At 39.1% G+C, this 22225-nt stretch carries 18 protein-coding genes and 1 pseudogene; 9 read left to right on the forward strand and 10 right to left on the reverse strand.

What is annotated here, in order from left to right:
• Positions 1–279 precede the first annotated feature (279 nt).
• Positions 280–900 carry a Uma2 family endonuclease gene (locus PN471_RS04235; protein WP_271775788.1) on the forward strand — a complete coding sequence of 207 codons (621 nt, stop codon included), beginning with the start codon at positions 280–282 and terminating at the stop codon, positions 898–900.
• Positions 901–1054: 154 nt separating this feature from the next.
• Here PN471_RS04235 and PN471_RS04240 read toward each other — a convergent pair whose 3' ends face one another.
• The 4 genes from PN471_RS04240 to PN471_RS04255 all read right to left on the reverse strand — a co-directional run bounded on the left by PN471_RS04240 (position 1055) and on the right by PN471_RS04255 (position 6222).
• Entirely contained in the window at positions 1055–2749 is a 1695-nt protein-coding gene (locus tag PN471_RS04240) for an ABC-F family ATP-binding cassette domain-containing protein (protein WP_271775789.1), read from the reverse strand.
• Between the two features lie 268 nt (positions 2750–3017).
• The gene (locus PN471_RS04245; RefSeq protein WP_271775790.1) at positions 3018–3761 is read right to left on the reverse strand and encodes a Uma2 family endonuclease; all 744 of its coding nucleotides are present in this window, start codon (positions 3759–3761) and stop codon (positions 3018–3020) included.
• A 65-nt stretch (positions 3762–3826) separates the two neighbouring features.
• The gene (locus PN471_RS04250; protein WP_271775802.1) at positions 3827–4189 is read right to left on the reverse strand and encodes a hypothetical protein; all 363 of its coding nucleotides are present in this window, start codon (positions 4187–4189) and stop codon (positions 3827–3829) included.
• Complete coding sequence (locus tag PN471_RS04255; protein ID WP_271775791.1) at positions 4150–6222, reverse strand: dynamin family protein; 2073 nt, start codon at positions 6220–6222, stop codon at positions 4150–4152. The genes PN471_RS04250 and PN471_RS04255 overlap by 40 nt, the downstream gene beginning before the upstream one ends.
• Positions 6223–6685: 463 nt before the next feature.
• Here PN471_RS04255 and PN471_RS04260 point away from each other — a divergent pair, with 463 nt between their 5' ends.
• The 5 genes from PN471_RS04260 (at position 6686) to PN471_RS04280 (ending at position 13338) form a co-directional block, all read left to right on the forward strand.
• Positions 6686–8878 (forward strand): cation:proton antiporter, encoded by a 2193-nt coding sequence (locus PN471_RS04260; protein WP_271775792.1) that lies wholly within the window; start codon positions 6686–6688, stop codon positions 8876–8878.
• Between the two features lie 277 nt (positions 8879–9155).
• Positions 9156–10238 carry a hypothetical protein gene (locus PN471_RS04265; RefSeq protein WP_271775793.1) on the forward strand — a complete coding sequence of 361 codons (1083 nt, stop codon included), beginning with the start codon at positions 9156–9158 and terminating at the stop codon, positions 10236–10238.
• 463 nt (positions 10239–10701) lie between these two features.
• A complete protein-coding gene (locus tag PN471_RS04270) occupies positions 10702–11532 on the forward strand; it encodes a hypothetical protein (RefSeq protein ID WP_271775794.1) in 831 nt (276 codons plus the stop codon).
• Between the two features lie 311 nt (positions 11533–11843).
• A complete protein-coding gene (locus PN471_RS04275; RefSeq protein ID WP_271775795.1) occupies positions 11844–12515 on the forward strand; it encodes an AMIN domain-containing protein in 672 nt (223 codons plus the stop codon).
• Between the two features lie 94 nt (positions 12516–12609).
• Positions 12610–13338, forward strand: coding sequence for a Bax inhibitor-1/YccA family protein (locus tag PN471_RS04280; protein ID WP_039202954.1), 729 nt, complete (start codon positions 12610–12612; stop codon positions 13336–13338).
• A gap of 93 nt (positions 13339–13431) precedes the next feature.
• On the opposite strand, the gene PN471_RS04285 is transcribed toward PN471_RS04280, so the two are convergent.
• From PN471_RS04285 to PN471_RS04300, 4 genes are all read right to left on the reverse strand, one after another.
• Complete coding sequence (locus PN471_RS04285; protein ID WP_027401792.1) at positions 13432–13974, reverse strand: DUF3172 domain-containing protein; 543 nt, start codon at positions 13972–13974, stop codon at positions 13432–13434.
• A gap of 163 nt (positions 13975–14137) precedes the next feature.
• Positions 14138–15214 carry a fatty acid desaturase gene (locus tag PN471_RS04290; protein WP_271775796.1) on the reverse strand — a complete coding sequence of 359 codons (1077 nt, stop codon included), beginning with the start codon at positions 15212–15214 and terminating at the stop codon, positions 14138–14140.
• Between the two features lie 193 nt (positions 15215–15407).
• Entirely contained in the window at positions 15408–16466 is a 1059-nt protein-coding gene (locus tag PN471_RS04295) for a fatty acid desaturase (protein WP_271775797.1), read from the reverse strand.
• A 229-nt stretch (positions 16467–16695) separates the two neighbouring features.
• A complete protein-coding gene (locus PN471_RS04300) occupies positions 16696–17511 on the reverse strand; it encodes an acyl-CoA desaturase (protein ID WP_271775798.1) in 816 nt (271 codons plus the stop codon).
• A gap of 86 nt (positions 17512–17597) precedes the next feature.
• Between PN471_RS04300 and PN471_RS04305 the strand changes: the two genes are divergently transcribed.
• Together PN471_RS04305 and PN471_RS04310 are read left to right on the forward strand one after the other, a co-directional pair.
• Positions 17598–18827: a methionine gamma-lyase family protein gene (locus PN471_RS04305; protein WP_271775801.1), complete on the forward strand. Its 1230-nt coding sequence runs from the start codon at positions 17598–17600 to the stop codon at positions 18825–18827.
• 40 nt (positions 18828–18867) lie between these two features.
• Positions 18868–19245, forward strand: a complete 378-nt coding sequence (locus PN471_RS04310) for a GxxExxY protein (protein WP_039202947.1) — start codon at positions 18868–18870, stop codon at positions 19243–19245.
• A 35-nt stretch (positions 19246–19280) separates the two neighbouring features.
• On the opposite strand, the gene PN471_RS04315 is transcribed toward PN471_RS04310, so the two are convergent.
• Positions 19281–20474: a Coenzyme F420 hydrogenase/dehydrogenase, beta subunit C-terminal domain gene (locus tag PN471_RS04315; protein WP_271775799.1), complete on the reverse strand. Its 1194-nt coding sequence runs from the start codon at positions 20472–20474 to the stop codon at positions 19281–19283.
• A gap of 24 nt (positions 20475–20498) precedes the next feature.
• Here PN471_RS04315 and PN471_RS04320 point away from each other — a divergent pair, with 24 nt between their 5' ends.
• Positions 20499–21059: a PspA/IM30 family protein gene (locus PN471_RS04320; RefSeq protein ID WP_271775800.1), complete on the forward strand. Its 561-nt coding sequence runs from the start codon at positions 20499–20501 to the stop codon at positions 21057–21059.
• Positions 21060–22086: 1027 nt separating this feature from the next.
• Here the strand turns inward: PN471_RS04320 and PN471_RS23405 are convergent.
• Positions 22087–22225, reverse strand: a pseudogene (locus PN471_RS23405) (IS4 family transposase); the annotation flags it as partial.

The following is a 22225-nucleotide window of genomic DNA, read 5'->3' on the forward strand; positions in this document are numbered from 1 at the left end:
AATATTTTGTTCGTTTCGTCGCTGTAGCCTTCTTTGTTTTCGCTACGCTCAAATACAATTTGGGCTACGCAACTCAACTCACGCGCATTCATCCCACGCTCCTAAGAGTGAGACGTGGGGCTTCTGCTGATTAAGCTAACCACCCGTTTCAAGTATTTTGTCTGTAAAATAGAATGTCCAACACGGCTTACGTTACGCGAATTTGATTGCCAAATAAGTAAGAAAGTGCAGTTTCTAATTGCCAAAATAATCTTTATTTAATCAGCAAGAAACATAATCATGGTACAATCACCCCTAAAACTAATTACAGCTAATGAATTTGTTACTCAGTATGGCGACAGCGATCGCTATGAACTTATTGATGGGGAATTAATCGAGATGGAACCAACAGGACCCCATGAACAGGTATCATCATTAATTGGGCGAAAACTGAATGTAGAAATTGATCATCAAGACTTACCATACTTTATCCCCCATCGCTGCTTGATCAAACTATTGGGAACAAACACAGCCTTTCGTCCCGATGTGATTGTATTAGACCAAACCCAACTAATCAATGAACCATTATGGCAAAAAGAGCCTGTAATTACATCAGGAAAATCAATTAAACTAATTGCTGAAGTCGTCAGCACAAACTGGCAAAATGATTATGCTCGCAAAGTTGAAGATTACGCCCTATTAGCTGTTCCTGAATATTGGATTGTAGATTATTTAGGCATTGGTGGTAGAGAATATATTGGCAAAATCAAACTGCCAACAATTACAATTTGTACATTAGTAGAAGACGAATATCAAAAGCGATTATTTCAAAACAATGATCAATTGCTTTCCTCAATCTTTCCTAATTTGCAATTAACAGCAAAACAAGTTTTTGCATCTGGGGGTGTTATTGCTATGTAATTTCTCTTGTAATACTAATTTTTTCTGAGACCACACAGAATAATAATCAAATTTATCTGTGTTTATCTGCGTTCATCTGCGTTCAATTATCATAATTAAAAAATAGGTGACAGAAAGCCAGAATCACAATCAGTCACCCATTCGCCGATATTAACTACTTCTGCTTTGCTCCAGCTTTGGCAGATTTAGCGGCTTTTTTAGCGGCTTTTGCGGCTTCTGCTGCTGCCAATTCCGCCAGTTCTTTTTCTTCAGCTTTCTTATCGAGATAGTAGTGATAATCTCCTAAGTAAACATGAAAATCACCATCACGAATTTCGACAATTTTGTTAGCTACTTGGGAGATAAAATAACGGTCGTGGGAAACTACAAGGACAGTACCATCATAGTTTTGCAAAGCCTCTTCCATCATTTCCTTTGCCGGAATATCTAAGTGGTTGGTAGGCTCATCCAGGATGATTAAATTTGCTGGACGTAATAGCATTTTTGCCAGTGCTAATCGAGCCTTTTCACCTCCACTCAAGGCCGCAACTTTCTTAAATACGGTATCACCAGTAAATAAGAATCTGCCTAACAATGTGCGGACTTCTTCGTTTGTCCAGTTGGGAACTTCGTCATGGATGGTTTGCATGACGGTTTTATTTAAATCCAAGGCTTCCGCTTGGTTTTGTTCAAAGTAACCAGGAATCACGTTGTGATCACCTAATTTCACAATCCCTTCTGTGGGTGGTTCAACACCCATCATAATTTTTAACAGTGTGGACTTACCTGCACCGTTGGGACCAAGGAAGGCAATTCTGTCTCCTCTTTCCACCAGCAGATTTGCGGATAAAAACAGAATTTTATCCCCATAAATGTGGGTTAAATCCTTAATTTCTACTACTTCTCTACCGCTACGAGTGGCATCAGGAAACCGGAAATGTAGGGTTCTAACTCCTCCTGTCGGTGCTTCAATGCGTTCAATTTTATCAAGTAGTTTTTCTCTACTTTTCGCTTGGGTACTGCGAGTAGCACTGGCACGGAATTTTTCTACAAATGCCTGTTGTTTTTCTAATTCTTTTTGTTGACGTTCGTAAGCGTTGAGTTGTGCGTATTGATTTTCGGCTTTTTGTTGCAGGTAGGACGAGTAATTACCCAGGTAAGAACTAGAAACACCTCTTTCAGTTTCAACGATTTGGTTGCACAGACGATCTAAAAATTCCCGGTCATGGGAAACTATGACCATTGGGGTAATTAAACCTCTGAGATAATTTTCTAACCATTCAATGGTTTCTAAGTCTAAGTGGTTTGTCGGTTCGTCCAGTAGTAATAAGTCAGGTTTTTGCAGGAGGATTTTTCCTAAACTCATCCGCATTTGCCAACCACCAGAGAAGGCACTAACTAGGCGATCGCTATCTTCTAGTTGAAATCCCATCTCTGGTAATATCTTACCAATCCGTGAGTCTAAGTTATATCCATCCAAAGCTTCAAACTGACGCTGTAACCGATCTAACTCATGAATTAGCTCATCTAACTCCTCTGGATTAGCTGTTTCCATCTCATGAGGGATATGAGCTAAAGCCTTCTGCACTTCATTAGCTTCTTTAAATACAGTCCAAAATTCTTCTCTAACTGTACGAGTGGGGTCAACCTCAAATTCTTGGTTAAGATAAGCTATGTGTAGACTGGCGGGACGAATAATTTCTCCAGCGGTGGGTTCAATCTCCCCAGAGATGATTTTCAATTGGGTGGATTTTCCCGCACCGTTAACACCAACTAAACCAATGCGATCGCCTGGTTTGACTTCCCAGTTGACATCTTTAAGAACTTCGCCTGTAGGATAAATTTTACTGATATGTTCTAATCGCAGCATGAAGCGTCTCGTGGGTAGGGGACAGGGGGCAAAGCTAACGCCGTATTTAATCTTAACAAAATTTAACGCCTTATTTACAAGTTTTTGACTTTTTCCTGGATAAAGGAGTAACGTCCCGTCCCCTGTATTTAAGATTTACCCAAGTGTCACAGTAAAAATCTCTTATAAGGTGCGTCAGAATCCATCAATAATCCAAATAAACAGATTTTTGGTATCTGACACACCTTACTAATCTGTAATGTTTACCAGAATCATTAAATATCACATTCTAGATTTGATCAGGATCAATATTTAATTCTCTCAATTTTGCGGCTAAACGTTCTGCTCTTGCGTCTGCTTGTGCTGCTCGTTGAGCTTCTTGGTTTGCTCGTTTTTCTGATTTTACTGCTTTTTGAGCTTCTGCTGCTGCGGTTTCTTCTGGTGTGGGTAGTAATTCACCTTGAGGGGTAAAATACCTTAATAAACCATCATGTACTCCTAAATATAAACCTAATTGTTCACTCCATAAATATCCTTCTTCGTTAGGTTCTAAAGGTTGATATTTGTTATCAATTAAATGAAAACCTACAAATTCTAAGGTATAAGGATCAAACCAAAAATAATCAGGGGTTCTAAATGTGTTTTGATAAAGTTCTTTTTTCATTACTCTATCAGTATTAGCTGTACTGGGTGAAAGAATTTCTATAATTACATTTGGATATTTACCATCTTCATCCCAAACTACCCAACTTTTGCGGGTTTTTCGTTCTGTTCCTAAAACCACAAAAAAATCAGGTCCTGTTAATTTTTCATTTTTCTTCTGGTTGGGACTGTAATAAATAGTTAAATTTCCTGCTGTATAGAAATCAGTTCTATCTTTCCATAACCATTTGAGACATTTAATTAAGAGCATGATTTGCTCTAAATGCAGTTCTGTTTCCACTGGTGGTTCATCGCTATATAAATCACTGGGAGGAAATACAATATCGGGGAAGATATCTTTTGTTTGTTCTAGGTCTTGTGCAATGATCATATTGATATGGCATCAAGTAGTTATTTATTGATTGTAGCATTAATTATCTCTAACATGAATTATTTCTACAATAAATGATTATTCCTTAAAGCTACAGATAGTTGTCGCAATCTTCCACTCACTTCTAAATTAGATTCTTGTGATTTTAAATTATTCGGTATTTCCGCTAATAAAAGAGGGTTTCCTTGTAACCATTCATTCATTGCTACCCCAGTCCATGTTCCTTCTTTTTCTCGAAAACTATCAACTAAACCTTTCAATTCTTGAACACAATAAGACTCAAAACCAGCAGCGTTAAAAATCGCAAACCTCAAATATTCTGCAAAAGCATTAATATCATTTTCTACTTCAAATATTACCGCTTGTTGTTCACTCATTAATTCAACATTTACATCATTAATATTAATAGAGTTGAGTTTGTGTACCAAAGTCTTTCTTTTCGTTTAACCTGTATTGCTTCCTTCCAAGTTCCTTTTGTAATAGCAAATCCTGCACTAAACTTAAAACTAAATGTAAGTTTATTATTAACTTGACTCAGTTGGGAATCAGGAAATTTCACCGCTATGTTAGGTGCAATACCATTTGCTTCCTTTTCAATATAAGACAAATGACAACGAAATAATTCAGACACAGCCTGATAAATTCTATTTAATTCTTGATTAGAAATTTGCCTTAATACATCCTCTATGACAATGTTGAGATGGATAGACAATTCATTTAATTCCTCATTGATTTGTTGGAGTTTATTTTTCTCGGTGTCTGTCCTTGCTTCGATTGTTTTACCTTCTTTAGCAACAGAAGATGTATAACCTAAGTTTACTAAACGATTTAAGTTTCTTGATAGTAAATTGATATTTAAAATATTTGTCTTTTTTAAATTGGGACTGTCTAAGTCTACTCTGCCAGTTTCTAAAGACTTTGCTACTGCTTCTAACACTTGTTCTATTCCTCTTTTTAATTCAATACGCCATCCAAAAAGAGGATATAATTTCTCTCCTAATTCATTATATGGTTGAACATTCTGAAGTTCTGTAATTACACTTCTGATATAATTTACAGGATCATCTGTTGATTCTTCTGCCAAAACTTGTTTAACTTTGATCTCTAGTTTTTCAAATGGTTCTCTTAAATTTGTATCGCTAATTTGTAAGAAACGCTCAATTGATAATCTAATATGTGAGATATTTTCACATTCTTCTTGATACCGTTCCTCAGAACTATTAAGAACTGCGTTTGTTGTTTGTGTTGCCCATTCTGCGATCGCATTTCCAGCAGCAATATTAAAATTTTCTATAATTTGGGGAATTACCAACTGTGGAAAATGTTTATTAATATGTTCCCTGAGATTTTCCTGAAATTCCTCACCATAGGATTTTTCCCATAATGCTTCAGCAACTCTATTTTTATCGTGTCTATTCCATTTTTGTGTGTTACGTGGCAAATCTTCTAATATATCTTCAATTAAGCCATTAAAATGATTATCCGCTTTTTTACAAGCATCTGCACTGTAAATATCATCTTGACTTTGAATTTGTAAAGATAACAAAGCTGGCCATGTACTCAGTTTTACTACTTCTAAATTTTCAATTTCTTCTGTGTATTCTTTTAATCGTTCAGTTAATTCATGTTTAATACTACGAACAGTATTTTCAACAAAATCATTTTCTGATTCTGGCCAGTTTCTATCTGCTCGAAAAACATCAATCCTATTGAGTGCAAAAAGCATCCGCGCAGGAGAACCACCTAAATCTTTTACCTGCTGTACAACCTCTTGCAATAAACTTTTTACTTTCTGCAAATCTGTTTCCGCACTATTATAAGTAACTATACATAAAGCCTCTCGACATTGTTTAATAACATTAGCATTACCTTGATCACCCACATAGGCTAAACCAGGTAAATCAATTATTCTTACTTTTGTTCCTTTTGGTAATTGTAATTGAGATTCTTTTACCAGTCGAAAAGGGTAAGCAATTGTAGATTGTGGACAGGCTAAATTTGATTGTGTTTCTCTATTTTCGATGTAACTTATCATTGCTTGATAAAGACGTTGATAAATTTTATCATCACTAATTCCTCTCCATTCTCCACATTCCCATAACGCTCCCGGTGTTTCATGAATGATCAGAGATTTTTCTTTGCTATACTCAATTGTCACTGCTCCAGCACTCATTTCACTAACAGCAACCGGGACAATTTCAGCACCACATAATAAATTAACCAAAGTGCTTTTACCGCTACTTGTAGTCCCTGTGGTAGCTAGGGTAAGAGTAGGATTTTGTAATTCGTAAATTAGCTGAGTTAAGGCTATTTCTAAGTTGTTGGATAGTTCTTGTATTTCTGGTTGATAACTCTCTGGTAAATGCTGGGATATTTCTATGTGAAAATTATTCCAGTATTGAGCCAGTAGCTTGGCTTTAAACTCGATTTCCTCAAATACCTTATATACTTGCTTACTCATAGTGTTTTGATGTTTACCGATTAATCCCACCTTCGTAGGTTATACAAAGTAATGAACTGTGTCAAGATTGAAACAGGTTTAATTTGTAATTTTTTATGTGAACTTTTATATATTTATAATAACAAAAATACTTATTTTGAAACAAAATGTAAGAAATTAATAGAGTATGTTAGATATTAAGAATCTGTTGATAGCCATTGTCATGCTAGTGAGATAGAAAGTTTTTTCGTTTTAGGTAACAGGGAATAAATTGGGGTGTACCTCATTAGACTGTTAAACACTATAGGTAATAATAATGAGCATATCTGTTAAATATAAATTAAAAAAATCTATGTCATCAGGTTGACATTTTGCCATACTTTAAAGAATCATCTGAGAGCGGTATGTAGTTGAATGAGATACTAACTCTAAAGCGTCCTGTTTCCTATAGTCAACTGAGATAATTATTGTTAATGAGGAAATTATGCACACCGTTGTTCTTGTTTTAGTTGAAGTATTAATTGTGATTGGACTTTCCCGACTTGTGGGACTGGGATTCAAAGCAATTAAACAACCATTAGTAATTGGCGAGATTTTCGCTGGTATTATGCTTGGTCCATCATTATTTGGGTTAATTGCTCCTGATTTAGCCCATAGTCTGTTTCCCCCAGAAACGATGCCTTATTTGAATGTTTTATCGCAAATTGGGCTAATATTTTTCATGTTTTTGATTGGGTTGGAATTAAATCCCAAATATCTGAGTGGTAACTTAAAAACTGCGATTCTCATTTCCAATCTCAGCATTATTGTTCCCTTTGCTTCAGCTTTTGGATTAGCTTTCGTCCTTTATCCTTTAGTTTCTAGTAATAATGTCAATTTTGTCCCTTTTGCCTTGTTTTTAGGGGCAGCGATGTCAATTACTGCCTTTCCGGTGTTGGCGAGAATTATCACCGAAAATAACTTACAGGGAACTCGTTTGGGGACCTTAGCCTTAACTTGTGCGGCGGTGGATGATGTGACAGCTTGGTGTATTTTAGCAGTAGCGATCGCTGTTGCTCGTCACGGTAGCATTGACGGACAAGCTATTCTCACCATTATTGAAAGTATTGTTTATATTGGTTTCATGTTCACAATTGGGCGGTGGTTTCTCCAACGTCTGAGTAAACATCATCGTCGGGCTGGGCGGTTGAGTCAATTCGTTCTGGCTGTAATTTATATGGGAGTTGTATCCTCTGCCTTAATTACTGAATTTATCGGTATTCACCTAATTTTTGGGGCATTTTTATTAGGCGCAGTCATGCCCAAAGATGAAGAATTAGTCAGAGAATTAGCGATTAAAACTGAAGATTTTGTCCTCATATTTTTGTTACCAATCTTCTTTGCCTACAGTGGTTTAAAAACCCAAATTGGTTTACTCAATAGTCCTCATTTATGGCTATTGTCAGCCTTGATTTTATTAGTGGCCATTGGCGGTAAATATATTGGTGCTTATGTAGCGGCTCGAATTAGTGGTATTGACAAACGGGAAGCATCAGCCCTGGGTTGGTTGATGAATACTCGCGGTTTAACCGAATTAATTGTCTTGAATATTGGTTTAGAGTTAGGCGTGATTACCCCCTTACTTTTCACCATGTTAGTAATTATGGCTTTGGTGACAACATTCATGACTTCACCATTACTGGAATTTACCTATCCGAAACGCCTGATCAGATTAGATGTTGTTGAACCAGAACCAGAAATCCCAGCAGAAGCCGTACCAGTCCCCAGCGAAATTTATATTGCCCAATATCGGATTTTAGTCCCAGTGGCTAATCCTGCTACCCAAAAAGGTTTGTTACAGTTAGCAACGGCGATCGCTGTTAATAACCGACAACCTGCTGTAGTTTATCCCCTCAGCTTCATTGAACTAGAAGAAGACTATGGTTTTGAAAGTAGCCCAACGGAAGCCGACAGACTTATTGCCGAACGTCGCCAAAAACTAGAAGAATTAATCGCTACCCTAGAGCCACCAGAAACACGCTCCTATATCCATCCTATAGTTCGCATATCTAGCAATGTTGCCAGAGAAACAGCACAGATAGCCAAAATCGAACACCCAGATTTAGTTCTCGTCGGTTGGCATCGTCCAGCTTTTAGCAACAATCGGTTAGGGGGAAGAGTCGGACAAATTCTCAGTACCACACCGGTAGATGTCGCCGTATTTGTAGATAAGGGAGGCAACGCCATTGAAAGTTTATTAGTTCCTTACTCCGCCAACATCCACGACGATTTAGCATTAATTATCGCCCTGAGAATGCTGATTAATCGGGATACTTGTATTTTACAAGTTTTACAAGTCTTTAAAGGCAATCACATCCAAGAAGAATTAAGTTATGAACTCAACGCCATGATTGAGCGATTACCAAAGAGTGTGCGCGATCGCATTGAAATCAAAACTGTCACATCCCCAGAACCAATCCAAGCCGTAATTGCTGCCTCGGAAAATGTTGATCTAACCATTGTTGGTACTAGCCGTCTGTGGGGAATAGAACGCCAAACCCTGGGAAGATACACAGATCAACTCGCCATCCAATCTCGTTCTTCATTACTCATTACCCGTCGTTACAGTCAAGTTACCTCACACCTTACCGCCCTCCTACCAGCAGTTAACACCCAAGAAATCACTGATAATTCCTAACTATTCTCATCGTCGAACTTAAGTGTTTTTAATTTGCATTCGTGGTATAAATGTAAAAATCGGGGTTGTAAACATTCTGTACTTGGTTCGGGTTTAAGCTCAACTAAAGGGTGTCCATCAATCAATATATATAAAACAATACGGCCTTAACCAACTTTTATAAGTATACAAGTAAGTTAAGGCCATGCTTTCAGTTTATGCTCCCTGGATTCCTGTTTACAAAAACAGGGAACCGCAGGTTTTTAGCTTTGCTGCAAACATTTTGGAGGAATATATCTTGAATATCAAAGATGATTTTACCATGCCGCCAAGTATTTATGTTCGTGGTATCTACTGGAGTTTATGGCTAAACCTGTCAATTTTATTACTGAACGGAGTCATGTCAGTTGATTCTGCATCCGCAGCAGACGAGATCATAACTGACAATCAAGCATTAGACAAAAGTACATTAAATACAAATGAAACTGCAAAAGCGACCTATTTACCCGACAGCAACCAGGTAGTCGCAGTCGCTGAATTAAAACAGAAAGTTATTTCTGGAAAACAGATTGAATCCATTGTCCACCAAAAACAACCACAAATAACCTCCCAGACAAACTCTTCGGAGATAGATGATGCATCAATTGATACGGATAAAATTCGTCGAGATTTATTGATAGATCCCATTTATAGGCTAACTCCCAAAAAGCCATCCTATAGGCCTGGACTTAATTTTGCTGGTCCAAGTGCCTTCGGAGCCAACATCGGTGATGGGTTTTTAGCAGGATCAGGGGCTTTCGGCGGCAAGAGAGATACAGGTCTAGATGGTAGTATCACCACAGGTTTTGGTTTAGGAGATGCCAGGAAACTAGCTGGAGTTGAGCTTGGCTGGACTATTGGTAGTATCAACAACTTTAACGCCAATGGAACTTTTGATATCAAAGTCCACCGCATTGTCTACAACCAAGCAACCAATCAAGTTGGTGTAGCTGCTGGTTGGAACACCTTTGCCCAATACGGAGATGAACCCATTAGACCTTCTAGTGCCTATGGAGTGGCAACAGCTTATTCCTTATTAAAGCCTAAAGATCCCGTTAATCAAATGCCCATCTCCTTCTCCCTGGGGGCTGGAGGCGGTGACTTTAGGCAAGGTAATTCCAGTACTGGAATATTTACAGGAGTGGGTGTACAAGTTCATCCCCAAGTTGGTCTAGGTCTAGGTTGGAGTGGAGTTGGTTTAAACATTGGAGCATCCTACGTTCCTTTCCCCACTGTACCACTGACAATTACAGCCCAGGGGGCAGATATCACAAATAATAGTCAGGGTGGTACGGTATTTGTTCTGGGCGTAGGTTATGGCTTCAATTTCTTACCCAAATAGGGCTTACCGAAAAAAATTGTTGGTGAGGATATGAAGCCACGGGCAACCGTTTCAGCTATCTAATGGACTGATGCTGACAGACTGCGTTGGGTAGTCATAGATCCTCAGTTCCCCATATCTAAATAGGGAAAAATGTACCTATTTGGGATCTTTGTGTAGATTCCATTTGGCATCTTTGCCAGAGTTATTGCCCAGTATGGACGAGAGAGAATCCGTCAAGATCACCATAACTCTTGTTAGCTAAGTCTTACAAAATAGATACCAAATGGATTCTATACCAGAACCTGACATTTTCTAAGTATCAAAAACCCTGAAGTCCTCATTTGTGAGCGGTTCTAATTTTATTTGGCAGACCCCAAATAAGCACTTCAACTTTAATGTTTGGTAGGAAATCATCATGTTAAAAACCAGAAGTCTCATTTTTGCTCTGAGCCTCAGTCCGTTAATATTGTTTACTTTCCAGATGGCAAACCAAGCTCAAGTTTCTGGTCCGAGTAAGGGTAATGCTGGAGGTATTAGTGGAGGAGTTAATCCATTACCTCCATTTACGCCTAATCCATCACCTAATCCATCACCCCAATTTACGCCTCCATCATCTGAACCTGCTGAACCTACTGCCACTCTATCGCCTAAACCTGCTTCCAATCCATCGCCTGAACCTGCTTCCAATCTAAGTCCTAAAGGTGTTAGTGAAAGAGTTAATCCTAATCAGCAAATCCAACAAGTTAACATCAATTTCAATCCAGTCAGTACATCACCTAACGTCACTGTCACAACAGGAGCAGATGGAGATGTAACCATGACAATTACACCTGCGGCTCAACAGTCCATAAATCAAGCATTTACTGATTTACTTACCGAACTTGCAAGCCCTGGTGGTAACACAAAGATTGGTGACTTGATGGGCGCTGGCTCAAATGTACAACCTGCAATCACTGAACTGACTGAGTCCATGAATAGCACAGGGGTTTCTCCTGAATTAACGAGGGGACTTTTAGAATCCCTGGCTAGTCTTTTAAGTCCTCTTAAAAGTTATATCAAACCAACTTATCACACAGCCCAGTTAACGGAAAGTGACTTATTAACTAATACCAAAGCCCTTAAAGCTAGTTTCACCATAGCTCAGGTGAATGCAACAGCATCTGTGGACATCAATAAACTCAGCGTTGCTATTAATGTGTATAATACTATTGTCAATCAAAGTAGTCCGAAGGTTCTCCTAGGACTCTCACAAAATAAAGACTTCGTAGAAATTGGTAGAGTTCTTAAGAAATTAAGAGCAGCTATCGGTTAACTTTTAGCCCCATTTAACTCAGGACTTACACAACTGGCACATTGGTAGGCTGCGTCAGATATCAACAATCTGCTTATTTACAGGATTTATACAGTCTGACACACCCTAAAACAGATTTTTAGTGTGACACTTGCGTAAGTCCTATTGTTACCAACCTCATCTACAAACAGATCCCTCATCCTGTAAATCCTGAAATCCTGGAAATCCTGATATGGCTTGCGCTACGCTATCAGACAATTAATCACCGTCACGTCAATTTTTCTAATGTTGCGTAGTCTGTGCTAAATATCCCAACCCCAAACAACCAAATTATGAAAACTAACACTAATCAAATTCTTCCATGTATAGGGGTAAGCTTATTTAGCTTGATTGCTTTCACCCCTATCAGCATTGCCCAACCAATCGCACAACTTAACAACTGGGAATTTCACCCCAAATCCCAGCAATTAAAAATTAGTCTCTCCGCAACTGCAACACCCCAATATTTCCAACTGATGCAACCACCACGAATAGTTCTCAATTTGCCTAACACCAAATTAGGTAAAGTCCTCACTCAAAAAGAATATTCAGGCGCAATTCAAAGAATACGTATTTCTCAACTTAACCCCAATATGACCCGAATAGTTCTTGACCTCGCACCAGGAACTCAATTACAAACCAATCAAATAGAACTTCAACCTCTTTCTCGACAAAAACCCACGCGCTGGGTCTTAAATCCTCATATTACCTTTTATTCTGCTAAAAGTCTCTTAACCTCACCCTCCACTACCCTACCACCATCCACAAATCTCACCACTAACTCCCAACAACCCTTAATCACCGTCCCACCCCTAAATTCTCAAAACCCATCACCAATCATCAATTCCCCCCTTCCTCCCGCAATGTTGCCCACACCTGAAGAAAACAAAAACAGTTCCCCAAATAACCCTAAAGAAATTCCCATGATCGAATTTGGTCAACCTTTACCCAGCCAAAAATTTTAGCTTTCCCGACTGGTTTCTGAACCCAAAAATTTGTAACAATAGAAATCGGCAGATTATTTTCCTCAGTTCCAATATTTTTTGGTAGTTTTTAGACATGAGTAATACCAGTAATTTTCGTGAAGCTTTCCGTGAGGCGAGAACTCATGGAATCGTTGGACCTAATGTCATCGCTAACGCCCTCCCCTATGTCGGCGCTGGATTGGTGCTGACAGCATTGGGAACTTATGGTGGTTTAGGCATTATCCGCACTAACCCTGGACTCTTTTTTCCTACCTTCATTGGGGCGGTAATTCTCGAATTAATTTTGTTCTTCGTTGCCCAAAATGTCGCATCCAAAGGTAACAAAGCCCTAGCTTTACCTCTATTGGGTATTTACAGTCTATTATCTGGATACACATTGAGTGGCTTGGTATTTGTGGCTTTGAGAACCCAAGGGGTAGGTATTCAAGGTATTGGTATTGCTGCTCTTAGTTGTGGAATTACCTTCATTGCTGCCCGAAAAATCGGTTCTAATCTTTCGGAAGCAGATGGGATGGCGTTGACAAAAACCGTGAGTTTGGGCATTGTTGCCTTATTGGTGGTTTGTCTTCTCCAATTTGCCTTTGCCTTGTTTGGTGTTTACACACCCAGTTGGTTAGAAATTGGTATCTCTGGTATAGGTGTATTTCTCTTCGCTGGAGCATCAGTAGTTGATTTCTACATCTTGCCTCGCACTTATCGCAATGATGAATATTTGCCAGCAGCTTTGTCAATGTACCTTACCTACATCAACTTATTCGTCTTTATCTTACGCTTGCTTATTGCTATCAATGGTCGTGATTAAGTATATTTAGGCAGAGAAAACTCAAACTTGTCGGGAAAGAGGAAAAGGGAAAGAAAAATCTTTAACCTTCTTCCTCCTGACTCCTGACTATATTTAAAATCTTTCTGTATCTTGAGGACTTCCCACAGCCCCCGGTTGAGATAAAAAGAAATTTTGAGCCGATTCATTTTGATAAATACATCTAATATCTGGCTTTTCACTATTTAAGTCCCCTGTAAACCCAAAGGTATTGAGACGATTCTTACATTCTCGCACCTGATCTGAAGTTACTAGTTTTTTATTTTCTAAAATAGCCCAGTTATTTTGACGAATTACACATCCAGGGCGGATATTTGGCTGGGCAACAAAGACATTAAAGGGATTAAGAGTTACAAAGAGTCTGGCATCCATCACCATTGCACTAGATCCATACTGCACACAGATCTCAGGATTTGGCGCTCTAGTATCAATAAACTCACGGGAAGCCACATTTGATGAACTCAATGTAGTTGTCGAACTAAACGCAATCCCAATCCCAATTCCCAAAATCAGCACCGCCCCAAAAATGGCAATGGTGACGAAGTTAAACACCGGGGATTGGAACATAGAGGGTTTAGACGGATTAGTTGGTCTATTATTAGCAGATTTACGTCTCATTTTCGCTTTATTACCTTCGTCCCAAGAGTGGTTTTTTAATTTCTCCCTTATTTCAGTATGCCGATCCTTGAGAATAATTATCCCCTATTTTCACTTTTAAGGAAAATTTAAAATAAAAAAAAGCCCGCATTAGCGGACTTCCTAGATTTAAAAAATCTACCGACTATTTTGCATTCTGACTCTTAGAAGTGTAATAAACCTTACTACCTGTATCTGGAACAAAATGACAACCAATCGCAGAATTCCACAGAGACTTCCAAATTGGTTCTTTGGATTCATGGAAATAATCACCCATAATTGGTTTAATTGCCTCAGTCGCTTTCAGCAAATTGTAATGAGGCATATTCAAGAAAATGTGGTGAGCAACATGAGTACCGATATCATGATGAATGTGGTTAAAAATCCCATAATCTCGGTCAACACTAGAAATTGCCCCTTTGAGGAAAGTCCATTCTTCCCCACGATACCAAGGAATTCCGGGTTCAGTGTGGTGTAAGAAAGTCACTAAATCCAACCAAATGATAAAGACGATGTAAGGTCCAGCGTAGTATTTTAACAACCACATCCAACCAAATTGATAGGTGAATAAACCTAACACAGCCACCATACTAATCCAAAGAGTCGTGCTAGTGATAATATCCCATTTTTCTGAAGGCTTAAACAGCGGGCTACTGGGTGAAAAGTGAGAACCTTCTTTACCAGGAGAACGCTTGAATAAATAAACTGGATAAGCCAATAAGAACAGGTAAAAACGCCCTATTCTTTGCGCTAAAGGCATCTCATCATACTCTGATTCAGAGACAGGATACCAGCTTTCATCATTCTCTAAACTGCCTGTATTTTTGTGGTGAGTTCTGTGGCTAATTCTCCAACCATGATAAGGAACAAGAATGAAAGTATGGGTAATATGACCAACTAGATCATTTAACCACTTATGCTTAGAAAAAGATTGGTGTCCGCAGTCATGACCAACTACAAATAAAGCCCAAAACATTGTTCCTTGCATGACCCAAAAAATTGGCCAGAAATACCAAGAATCTAGGTAATTGGCAACTGCATACAGCAGTCCCACAATCAGAACATCACGGAAGAAATAATAAAGCGATTTAGTCACACTAGGCTGAAAACATTCAGGGGGAATAGCAGCTTTTAAATCCTGAAGAGTAAAGGGTAATTTCTCTTGACTTTCAGCAGATTCAGAACTAGGGTTTTGATTGAACTGGATTGTATCTAATTGCACTGGATTGGTTGATTGTAAATTATCAATTAACTGTGAGGTAATATTTAGTTACCACTGGAATTTAAACGAAGAAATATCGGCAATTTTCCTCAACATTCTTAAATGTGGTTAATTGCCAAACTAAAAGAATTTGTAATGAAATTTAGAAACAATTAATTAATTCATCTTTTCTAAATTCATCACTTATTCCTAATTATTTCGCCGCCCGGTATGCGTCAAAAGTAGTATAACCAAGATCAGTTTTGTAGAGTTGACATTGATTAGTGATTTCTTTCATCAAATTCCAAGAGAACTTATATTCATCATGGAGATAAGGTCCCCAATTTTCTTTGATGCTACTGTAAGCCAACCGTAAATTATAGGAAGGAATAGCAGTAGAAATATGATGGGGAACATGAACATTAATATCGTGACAAAGAACTTCTACCCACTGAGGGTAATCACAATGAATTGTCCCAAATAACTGTGCTAGGGCTTCATTCCATTTATCAGCAGTTGAAAAAGGAACATCGGGAAGAGTGTGGTGAACAATGGTAAAGGTACTCATCCAGAAATGGTAAACCATCCAGGGAATAAACCAGAATTTAATAAAACCCCAAACACCAGTTGTAATAATTAGACTTGGGAAAACAATAGCGGCAAAAGCAACTACTACAGCCACAGAAAGTCTGACACTAGCTTGGTCTTTTTTCTGGAAATTGCGCCAGTCAAAATGCACCACTGCCCAATGACCAATAGAACCTACCCACCAGAGGCGTTTAGTTATGAACAACTCAAAGGCAAATTGTCTATTTTTAGACCAGCCTGCAAAAACTTCTGTTCTAATAGGATGCCAAGCGTTGTCTTCGTCCAGTTTGTTAGTATGTTTATGGTGATGATTATGTTTAATGCGCCAGCTATGAAAAGGGTAAATTAAGAACATCATGAAAAAATGTCCCACTAAATCATTTACCCAGCGACGGTCGGCAAATGAACGATGACCACAATCGTGACCAATAACAAAAAAACCTGTTAAAGCAGTTCCTGTAAAAATCCAAGCCAGGGGTAAAAGAAACCAAGGGGAAATTGCGATGAAATAATAGCCCAATGCAGCCATAGATGAACTGAGAACTACAGTTGTCCACGCTTTGCGGCTATTTTTCTGAAAACATTCTTTGGGCAGACTTTTGATAATATGCTTTAGTTTGATTTGGTCTTTGCCCAGGTCTGTGGAGACCGCTATTTCCTGGCTTTTGATGATTGATGTAGTCATGAATACCTGAAAAACAACAGACTGCAACACAACGTTACTAAAAAACGTAACTTGCTGCAAAGTTTTGTAACATTAATTTCTGAGATTATAGCAACCTAAGAACAACTTAGGATAGATATTCAGCAATTAAAAATTTCAAATTAAAAATTGCTTTATTTACACACAAAAAGTCAATAGCTTCCAGTCAAAAATTGACTATAAGACTATTGACTTTGAGCAATAAATATGCTTATGCTTTTTTCTCTGCCAGCTTTACGTTTGTTGCTAGACCTAGTAATTGTAACAACTGAATAGTCATCCAAGTCATATCAATTTCCCACCATTCCAAACCATGACGGGCAGAATATTGAAAAGCATGGTGGTTATTGTGCCAACCTTCACCAAATACGAGAATAGCAACCCACCAACAATTAGTTGATCTATCACCAGATTCATAAGTGCGGTATCCAAATTTATGAGTAGCACTATTTACCAACCAAGTGCAGTGATAAACCCAAATAATCCGCACAAAAATTCCCCAAACTACCATTGGCCAGCCGCCTAAGAAATATAAGACTACGCCCAGGGCAATTTGTAAGAAAATGAAATTTTTCTGTAAAAACTGATAAACTGGGTCATCAATAATGTCTTTAGTGAAACGAGGAACTTGATCGTGAGCGGGAGCAAAATGAATCATCCAACCGATATGACTCCACCAGAAACCTTGATTTGAATCATGGGGATCAGATTCAGTATCAGAATGTAAGTGGTGAATCCGATGTGTACCCACCCATTCAATTGGACCACCTTCACAAGATAGTGTCCCAAAAATCACCAAGATATACTCTAACCATTTGGGGGTTTGAAAGCTACGGTGAGTAACAAGGCGGTGATATCCCAACGTAATACCTAAACCTCCAGTCACCCAGTAGAGCAATAAAGCCACACCAACTGCCTGCCAGCTAAAATTGCTAGGAACTAGGGCAAATAGAGCGCCGACGTGCAAGCCAATGAAAAATAGGGTATTAACCCAGTTAATGTGAGGTTTAGAAGTAGCAATTGTCATGCAGTAACCTGAATAGAAATTGTTCAGCCTAGTCTGCGCGATCCTAAAATCCGCATATCTATTTTATGTTTTTGAATGAGGAAATGATGAACAGCTTTGAACGGCTGCGGGAAGCAGAACAGGCGCTATTAGAAATTTTTTCTGGTATTGACGCTCAGGTCAAGCATAATCTTAAACGAGTATTAGATGCCTTTCGTCATCACCGGGTAGGCGCACACCATTTTGCGGGCGTAAGTGGCTACGGACACGATGATTTAGGACGAGAAACCTTAGATAAAGTTTTTGCCCAAGTGATGGGTGCTGAAGCTGCGGTGGTGCGAGTGCAGTTTGTTTCGGGAACTCATGCGATCGCTTGTGCGCTGTACGGTGTTCTTCGTCCTGGGGATGAAATGTTAGCAGTAGTCGGTTCTCCCTACGATACTTTGGAAGAGGTGATTGGCTTGAGAGGACAAGGCCAAGGTTCTCTTATTGATTTTGGCATAAAATACCGCCAATTGGAATTAACTGATCAAGGAAAAATAGATTGGCAAAACTTAAGCACTAGCATTACTGACAACACAAAGTTAGTATTGATTCAACGTTCCTGCGGATATTCATGGCGACCAAGCCTTTCCATAGCCGACATAGAGAAAATTGTTTACATAGTCAAACAGCAAAATCCTCACACAGTTTGTTTTGTGGACAACTGCTACGGCGAATTCATAGAAACCCAAGAACCAACCCATATTGGTGCTGACTTAATGGCTGGTTCATTGATTAAAAATCCTGGAGGTACAGTCGTGAGTACAGGTGGTTACATAGCCGGACGAGCAGACCTAGTAGAAGCCGCCGCTTGTAGACTGACAGCCCCCGGAATTGGTAGCGAAGGCGGAGCAACCTTTGATCAAAATCGCCTCTTATTCCAAGGATTATTTTTAGCGCCGCAGATGGTGGGGGAAGCCATGAAAGGAACATACCTAACAGGTTATGTGTTTGACAAACTGGGTTATCCAGTTAACCCCCCACCATTAGCGCCCAGAGGAGATGTGATTCAAGCCATTAAACTGGGTTCAGCCAAAAAACTGATCGCCTTCTGCAAAGCCATTCAACAACATTCACCCATCGGGTCTTATCTCGACCCCATACCCGACGATATGCCAGGCTACGAAAGCCAAGTAGTCATGGCTGGGGGGACATTTATCGAAGGGAGTACCTTGGAATTATCGGCAGATGGTCCATTGCGAGAACCTTATGTGGTTTATTGCCAAGGGGGGACTCATTGGACTCATGTATCTCTTGCTTTACAAGCGGCTATTGAGGCAGTAGGGACTTTATGAGGTAAGATTTTTGCACGCAGAGACGCAGAGGCGCAGAGAGATGATTGAGAATGAGATTTCGGGAGTTATTGTTGATGTGGCTTATAAGGTTCACACTACTTTGGGACCTGGTTTGTTGGAGTCGGTATATGAGACGGTGATAGATGTTGAATTGAGAAGGCGAAAGTTGGAGGTGAGAAGACAGGTAATTATTCCCATCATCTATGATGGTGTGGTTTTGGAGGAAGGTTTCCGGGCTGATTTGATAGTTGAAGACAAGGTGATTGTCGAACTCAAATCAGTGGAAAATCTCCATCCTGTACATAAAAAGCAGCTATTAACCTATCTACGTCTTGCTGATAAAAAAGTCGGACTACTAATCAACTTTAACGTCCCACTCATCAAAGACGGTATCACACGCATAGTCAACAAACTCTAAAAACTCTCCGCGCCTCTGCGCCTCTGCGTGAGCCATCATTTCGGTAACTTATACTGCCCCACTATCCGCTTCGCAAACTCTGGTACATGAGATTCCAACTTCTCCCCATGATTCCGCTTCACATACAGATAATTTCTCGCAAAGTGGGAATCTATGGAAAATCTTGCATATTCCAGTCCTTTTGGGCCAATTTTATCTATGACTACTCCCATTAATTTCGCTGCCCACATGGGTAATGTCACTGCCTGATCATAAGCTGGGATGCTTTGCTGTACTGCTGGTTTCCGGTTTCCTTGGGACATGACTGGCTGGGTGTGCAGTTGGTCTTTGACGAGTTCGAGCATTTCTTTTCCTGTATCATTTCTAACTACTATCCATTGCCATTGGTAGGGTGCGCCCATATACCCGACGACGATATCAGCGAGGGAGTTGACGTAATCGAAGCAACTCATACAGGAAGGGGCGAAGATGTCTTTGAGAACGTTGGTTTTTAAGCCGAAGAAGGGGACTGTTTCTTCTGAACCGTCTTCGTGTTTAAAGTGTACCCGGAAGTCTTGCATAAATTCGTAACTGACTACTGTTTGCGGGGATCTGCTGGTGGTTTCTAAGAATTTTTGCAGTCCGGCGCGAGTAACGTTGTCTACGCATGGTGTACCGAGGACATAGAGTTTTTCTAGTCCGAGTTTTTTCTCGACGGCTCGTAATGCTTGGATTTGACAACCTACTCCAATCACTAATAACCTCTTCATTCCTGATTTTTCTATCTGTTCTAATACGGAGAGGTTGGGGGATAGGGTGGGTTTATTGACTTTGGCTGCTAGTATTTCTTCTGGGGTACGGGCGATGATTGGTATGGGTTGAAAGCGGTCTTCTTTGCTGTTTTGGACACAGACTACGCCTTCTACTAAGCCACGATTGAGCATTTCTATGGCTATGCTGCTGACTATTCCTGTCCATTGTGCGCCTTCGATGGGTTGTTGTTTTCTGGCGGACATCATTTCTTGATGAACTCCAAAGTAAAGTTCATTTTCGTCTTCTAGGTTGCGGGGGCGTTTATGGGTGCTGGTTTCTAGTTCGTCTATTCTTTGGGTAATGAAGGCGCACGCTTCTTTGACGTAGTGGATATAGTAGGTGTCGCATAGTCCGCATTCGCTACATAGTTCTTTGGCGGGGCGCACGCTTCCGGGTTTGAGGGCTTTGGCTTTTTTGTGGGATTCTATGGATGTCATCTATTTTGTTTATTTTTACTAAATATGGCTTTTATTACCTTACCGCGTTTAAGTTTGGATAAGAGGTTTTTTCACGCAGAGACGCAGAGGCGCAGAAAAGAGCGCGGAAGGAGTTTTGATGAACTTCAAGAAAAGCTATTTTTACAATCTTTACATCAAGTTAACAAAAAACCTGATGATATTTTAGCCGAGGCTATTCAAGAAATAGGAGAAATTATAACAAAAGCTGTTGCTCATCAAGAAAGTATTCAGAAAGATTTTGAAAAAGCGCAGAAAGAAGCTAAATACTGGAATGAAAAAGCTAAAATTGCTTTGCAAAGTAATGATGATGATTTAGCTCTTCAATCTGTAGTAAATAAAAAAATTCAAAATAAAATTGCAGTTACTATTCAAATTCAACTTCAACACCATGAAAAAACCATAAATATACTTGTACAAAATCTGATGGTTTTGGAAAATGTTAAGAAAATATTTAATACATTGCAAAACCAGGATATACTAAATACTAAACAAATAATAGATTTAAAATCAATTATTATAGATACAGAAATTGATGTAGTGCGAAGAGAATTAGATACTCTCTAGTAAGAGTAAGCTGACGATGAAGTAAATATAGGACTTACGCAAGTGTCACACCAAAAATCTGTTGTAGGGTGCTCTACTACTGCATAAATCCTGCAAATAAACAGATTTTTGATATCTGACGCACCCTACCAATGTGCCAGTTGCGTAAGTCCTGAAATATTCAAATTAATCAGCCTTCGGTTCATTTATCGATGCTAATTTTGATATAGTTGAAGTTATCTTTTGTAAGAATATAAGACTTGTATTTAGCCGGAGTAGGGTCAAAATTTCCTGACTACCATTGGCTTAAATTGATAGTCATTTGATAGTCAAGAAAGCCTCAAAAAAACAGCCAGCCCCCAGTGACATAAATAACTGAAGGCTGAAACCCTTGTATTTTGTATTGTTTTTGATGGCTCAGGTCAGATTTGAACTGACGACCCCAGGCTTATGAGTCCCCTAACAAAGCCAACTATATCAAGAGCTTCAACTTCTGACATCTTATTTTATAGTCAACTAATAGTCAACACTCTTACTCCAAAGGACTTATACAAATCCCTCTTGAGGTAATCTTGACATTCCAGAATCCCAAGCTTAGGATTAACACAGGCTATAGTCCCCCAAGTCAGGTTGAAAACAATGGTTAGTAAACTCTGATTTAATCCTACATCTGTGGTGGAAAACAAGTTTAGTACATCCAGGTGAACTGAATACCCAACCTACCTGGAGAGAAATGTACAGGTCAACTCTCCTATGGTTTTTTGCTGCAATTTGGGTGTTTTAGGGTCTTATAATTTTCTTAAACATATTCAAATAAATCTTCTCACAAGAGGCTAGGTATCTTTCTTGACAACCTAGCTATGTGCTTGCTATTGGTCATGACTCAACAAATCAATTTAATTGACTGATTCTACTTAATCACTCCCCAATAATAGTCACCCCTCTACCCAACTCCATATACTCCTTCACCATATCTCTAAAGTTCTCATTAGTAATCTGACTATCTTCACTAATTAATAAGTCTACATTCTGACCTTGTTCACTCTTACTAAGTACAGGACAAAAAATTGAGAGAGAGAAGAAAGTCGTCATATTTCAAATCTAAATCAGTAACAAGAGAACGCAGATAATCTAAACCGTAACGAAAAACACTTTTAGCAAAACGTCCATGTTTCTTGATTTTGATA

Origin of the sequence: Aphanizomenon sp. CS-733/32 (assembly GCF_028330045.1) — a bacterium.
In the GTDB taxonomy this organism is placed as follows: Bacteria; Cyanobacteriota; Cyanobacteriia; order Cyanobacteriales; family Nostocaceae; genus Dolichospermum; species Dolichospermum gracile.

Coding starts and splice junctions, on each gene's coding strand:
- PN471_RS04300 (WP_271775798.1), bottom strand. CDS start 17,511: ATGACAATTGCTACTTCTAAACCTCACATTAACTGGGTTAATACCCTA.
- PN471_RS04310 (WP_039202947.1), top strand. CDS start 18,868: ATGATTGAGAATGAGATTTCGGGAGTTATTGTTGATGTGGCTTATAAG.
- PN471_RS04255 (WP_271775791.1), bottom strand. CDS start 6,222: ATGAGTAAGCAAGTATATAAGGTATTTGAGGAAATCGAGTTTAAAGCC.
- PN471_RS04320 (WP_271775800.1), top strand. CDS start 20,499: ATGGCTTTTATTACCTTACCGCGTTTAAGTTTGGATAAGAGGTTTTTT.
- PN471_RS04240 (WP_271775789.1), bottom strand. CDS start 2,749: ATGCTGCGATTAGAACATATCAGTAAAATTTATCCTACAGGCGAAGTT.
- PN471_RS04285 (WP_027401792.1), bottom strand. CDS start 13,974: ATGAGACGTAAATCTGCTAATAATAGACCAACTAATCCGTCTAAACCC.
- PN471_RS04260 (WP_271775792.1), top strand. CDS start 6,686: ATGCACACCGTTGTTCTTGTTTTAGTTGAAGTATTAATTGTGATTGGA.
- PN471_RS04275 (WP_271775795.1), top strand. CDS start 11,844: ATGAAAACTAACACTAATCAAATTCTTCCATGTATAGGGGTAAGCTTA.
- PN471_RS04235 (WP_271775788.1), top strand. CDS start 280: ATGGTACAATCACCCCTAAAACTAATTACAGCTAATGAATTTGTTACT.
- PN471_RS04245 (WP_271775790.1), bottom strand. CDS start 3,761: ATGATCATTGCACAAGACCTAGAACAAACAAAAGATATCTTCCCCGAT.
- PN471_RS04280 (WP_039202954.1), top strand. CDS start 12,610: ATGAGTAATACCAGTAATTTTCGTGAAGCTTTCCGTGAGGCGAGAACT.
- PN471_RS04305 (WP_271775801.1), top strand. CDS start 17,598: ATGAACAGCTTTGAACGGCTGCGGGAAGCAGAACAGGCGCTATTAGAA.
- PN471_RS04295 (WP_271775797.1), bottom strand. CDS start 16,466: ATGACTACATCAATCATCAAAAGCCAGGAAATAGCGGTCTCCACAGAC.
- PN471_RS04315 (WP_271775799.1), bottom strand. CDS start 20,474: ATGACATCCATAGAATCCCACAAAAAAGCCAAAGCCCTCAAACCCGGA.
- PN471_RS04270 (WP_271775794.1), top strand. CDS start 10,702: ATGGCAAACCAAGCTCAAGTTTCTGGTCCGAGTAAGGGTAATGCTGGA.